This window comes from Endozoicomonas sp. ONNA2 (assembly GCF_024606365.1).
Lineage (GTDB): Bacteria > Pseudomonadota > Gammaproteobacteria > Pseudomonadales > Endozoicomonadaceae > Endozoicomonas.
On sequence record NZ_JAHHPO010000756.1, the window covers coordinates 1 to 4,160 of the forward strand.

A 4,160-nucleotide genomic window follows, 5' to 3' on the forward strand; every position below is an offset into this window, starting at 1 on the left:
TCCCGGTTGATAGCAACCATCAAGCGTAACTCGCCATAGAGCCGAAGCTGACGCGCTTTTTCCGGATAGTTGATGTTGCCCACCTTCTCAACCTTCCGTCGCCAGGACTCTTTATAAAATGCCCCGGCTTCCTGCATGGTTGAGGCCGCTGTCAGCCTTTTGATTCGAGGGCGCCTGGCGAACTCCTGGCGCTGCTGATGGAACTGAGATTCCAGGCTGGCAATTTCTTTTTTCAGGTCAATCTGCTTGCGTGGCTGGTCTTTATCAACGGCAATGGGCTCCTGCCTTACACTGTCATCGCTTGCTTGCTGCTCGCTCTTTGCCACAGTGGTAATACGGTTCTGTTGTGTCACGGTTTGCTTTGGTTGAGCCGCTGTTTGTGACTGTGGCTGGACTTCTTTGATGGTCTCTTCCTGAAACTGTGCCTGCTGGTCACTGGAGGGCAATGCTTTTTCTTCCAGAGTACCGCTGCCCTGTTGATTGATCTGGGCAAGGTAGTCGGCTTGTTTGGGTTCCTCTTTGCTTTGGTAACGGGCCAGAGTCACTTCGAGAGTAGGCGGAGGGGCAGGCTTGTCCTCGAAGCTAAACGTTAGCCCCAGTACCACCAGAACGTGCAGGACCACCGCCATAAACAGGGTAAAACCCAGGCGGTCTGCCGTCGATACTGCGGATGAAATGGTCGCTGGCTGAGTCATAGCTTTCTGGTTACTGCTTTCTCTGGTAAAGCCCAATGGCAGAGCCGTCCTGGTTAATACGATATGAGCCCTTTTATCAAGGGCTCTTGGAGCCTGTTGAAAAAACAGTCTATAGAATAATCGTCTGGTCAGGGCCTGGCCTTGAGTTTTTCCTCAATTTTATCCATCAACTGCCCGGCGATATTGAGGGTAAACTGGTTATCCAGCTCACGGATACAGGTCGGTGAGGTAACGTTGATTTCGGTGAGGTAGTCGCCAATAACATCCAGTCCAACAAAAATCAGGCCTTTCTTGCGCAGCTGTGGCCCCACCTGGCGGGCAATCCACAGATCCCGTTCACTCAGGGGGCGTCCTTCACCGGTACCGCCTGCTGCCAGGTTGCCTCTGAGTTCCCCGGCAGCAGGAATGCGTGCCAGGCAGTAGGGAACGGGTTCCCCATCAATCATCAGGATGCGCTTGTCACCGGAGGTAATATCCGGAATAAACTTTTGAATCATGGCCTGACGCTGGCCCATTTCCGTCAAGGTTTCTATGATCACGCTTAAATTCGGATCATGGGTAGTCGTGCGGAAAACAGAGCTGCCACCCATGCCATCCAGTGGCTTCAGGACCACATCACCATGTTCTGCCGCAAACTCTTTGAGCAGCCTTGGGCTGCGGGAAACCATGACCGGAGGCGTGCACTGTGGAAACAGTGTGGCAAACATCTTCTCGTTACAGTCACGGATACTGCGGGGGTTATTAACGATCAGTGTGCCAGCTGCCTGAGCCTGTTCCAGCAGGTACGTGCTGTAGATAAATTCCATATCAAACGGCGGGTCCTTGCGCATCAGGATGACATCCAGCGCATCCAGCGGCATCTCCTGGCGCACATCCAGTGCAAACCAGTTCTCAGGGTCAGCATTGACGGTTAACGGCTTGACGCTGCCCATGGCAATACCTTCTTTCTGGTAAAGGTCAGCCTGCTCCATGTAAAACAGTTGCCAGCCTTTGTGACTGGCCGCCAGCAGCATGGCAAGGGAGCTGTCTTTCTTGTAATTGATGGAGGCAATAGGGTCCATCACAATGCCAAGTTTTAACGTTGTCACGATATATACCTTTGACACTATCCAGCAGGCATCAAGTTTACCGATATTTCCAGACATCATGAATACAAGGACATTGCATTTCGGTGTTTGCCAAATGTCTTTGCTATGAACTTTTTTCCGAATGGCACTGCCAGAGCGGCAGCGAAAAAAAGGTTGAAGTGTATCAGCCCGGGATGGATTCACATAAGTAGCTGGCCATATGAAATCAAATATCCTGAATTCGTATGATAAATGCACTCCCACATAAGACCGAGGCTATCGCTAAACCTGACAGTGAGTCTCTCCGGGTTTAGCGACGACCGCAGGAATGAGTCCAGTGCTCAAGTAACTCTACTCTAACTTAATCAGCATTTTTATTTATCAATACTGGCCTGGGCTAATGCCTCACCCATCTTGATGGACAGGCCCGGTTGCCAGTTTTTCAGCCACTCAATCTGGTTTTTGCCAAAGAGCACAATAGCGCTGGATCCCAGTTTGAAGCGGCCCAGTTCATCACCACGACTTAGCTCAACCGACTGACTGGCTTCGCCATAGGTGGTGGTAGCAACTTGCCCCCTTTGCGGTGTTACCAGACCAGCCCACACGGTCTCGATACTGGCAACATTGATGGCCCCAACCATGATGACTGCCATGGGGCCGTATTGGGTATCAAAGATGCTGACCACCCGTTCGTTCCGGGCAAAGAGATTGGGGATATTCTCAACAGTCCCCTGGCTTACAGAGAACAGGCGTCCGGGCACATGGACCATCTTGTGCAGGGAACCGGCCGCAGGTATGTGGACACGGTGGTAGTCTTTAGGGGCGAGGTAAATAGTGGCAAATTTGCCACCCATAAACTCTTGTCCAAGATCCAGATCACCACCCAATAGTTCCACCAGGCTGTAGTCATGGCCTTTGGCCTGAAATATCCTGCCGTTCTTGATGTCCCCTATCTGACTGATGACACCATCGGCCGGGCTGACAATTATCGCCGGGTCTTCTGGTAAAGGTCGGGCGCCATCCTTTAATGATCGGGTAAAAAAGTCATTGAAGTGGAGGTACTCTTCAGCGTCTTGCCGTTTCGCTTCACTCATATTGACGTGGTAGTGATCAATAGCCAGGCGAATCAGGCCATTTTTGAACCATGGAATCTGGCATTCCACAAAATAGAATACAGCCCTGGAGATCAGATGATGGGGCAGCACATACTGAACAGCTGCAAACAGTTTGTCTTTCACGGTGATGGCATATCCTGTGGTTAGTACCTGAAAGTTAGTACCTGATAGTTAGTACCTGAAATAGCCTGTCGTCTATGTGTATGGCAGTTCTTGATTTGTATTGGCACGCGCCAAAGGCTGAAACAACTTCATTTGAATCATTGTCTGACCAGGAAAAAATAGGAAAGTGGCAGCAATTGTAATTCATGGCAGGGCTCACTGCACCTTCGGTGATTATGCTTCCTATTGCCATGTTAGCTTATTGAGCAACCGGCGTATGGGGCAGATTCCCCCATTCAGACCATGAGCCGTCATAGGCTCTGACCGATTTAAAACCAAGGGCTTTAGCCACAAGATAAGTAAACCCGGAACGATGATGAGCCTGACAGTGGGTGATGATTTGTTGATCTGTGTTAATACCAAGAGCAGCAAGCTCGGCAACCAGCCCCTCTTTAATGCGATAATTCTTTTCCGGGTCCATGGCCCGGGTCCACTCGAAATTAATGGCCCCGGGAATATGGCCGGCTTTCTGTGCCATGACCTTTTCTCCGCGGTATTCCTCCAAAGAGCGTGCATCCCAGATGGTAAACTCCGGGCTTGCCAGGGTCTCAAGAATGAAGTCGCAGCTGGCAATAACACTGCTGTCAATCGTCAGGGAAGCTTCTGTGGAGGTTCTCACGTTTGCCCCGGACTCTCTTGGATGGCCTTCTTTCAACCAGGCATGGATACCACCGTTGAGGTAAGAGTATTGCCGGTGACCAATAACATCCAGCGTCCAGATAAAGCGCCCCGCCCAACCACCGCCTTCATCATCGTATACAATGAAGTGCTCTTTGCCGGTAAAACCCAACTCACTGAACAAAGATTCCAGTTGGTTCAGTGCTGGCAGTTTGCCGCGGGCAGGTTGCGTTCCGGCGACCAGCAGATGGGGTTGCACATGGATGGCTCCGGGCACATGCGCCTGCTGATACAGCTGGGGATTGCCCAAGTCAATAATAATCAGACGCTCTTTTATTGACGCATTCTCTTCGGCAGTGAGCAGGAATTCCAGCGCTTCTGGTTCCAGGATAAGAGGCAGCCTGGTATTGTCAGTCATATTACGTCCGGGGCAGTCTATTCTGTGCTTTTTATGTGTTGAATATTAGTGTCTCGGAAAAATTGGTGATATTGACATTCAAATC

The 4,160-nt window shown here is 50.7% G+C and carries 4 protein-coding genes; all 4 read right to left on the minus strand.

Annotated features, from left to right (window positions below; all coding sequences use genetic code 11):
* The coding region (locus KDK14_RS13400; protein WP_257265663.1) for an energy transducer TonB at positions 1–695 on the minus strand (695 nt) is incomplete at its 3' end.
* A 128-nt stretch (positions 696–823) separates the two neighbouring features.
* Positions 824–1,783, minus strand: a complete 960-nt coding sequence (gene gshB / locus KDK14_RS13405) for a glutathione synthase (protein ID WP_257265664.1) — start codon at positions 1,781–1,783, stop codon at positions 824–826.
* Between the two features lie 353 nt (positions 1,784–2,136).
* Positions 2,137–3,000, minus strand: a complete 864-nt coding sequence (asd, locus tag KDK14_RS13410; RefSeq protein ID WP_257265665.1) for an archaetidylserine decarboxylase — start codon at positions 2,998–3,000, stop codon at positions 2,137–2,139.
* Positions 3,001–3,238: 238 nt separating this feature from the next.
* On the minus strand, positions 3,239–4,075 hold the full coding sequence (locus KDK14_RS13415) for a sulfurtransferase (RefSeq protein WP_257265666.1): 837 nt from the start codon (positions 4,073–4,075) through the stop codon (positions 3,239–3,241).
* Between the last annotated feature and the right edge of the window lie 85 nt (positions 4,076–4,160).

Excerpts from the sequence above, each read along its gene's own strand:
- KDK14_RS13415 (WP_257265666.1), bottom strand. The coding sequence starts at position 4,075 with ATGACTGACAATACCAGGCTGCCTCTTATCCTGGAACCAGAAGCGCTG.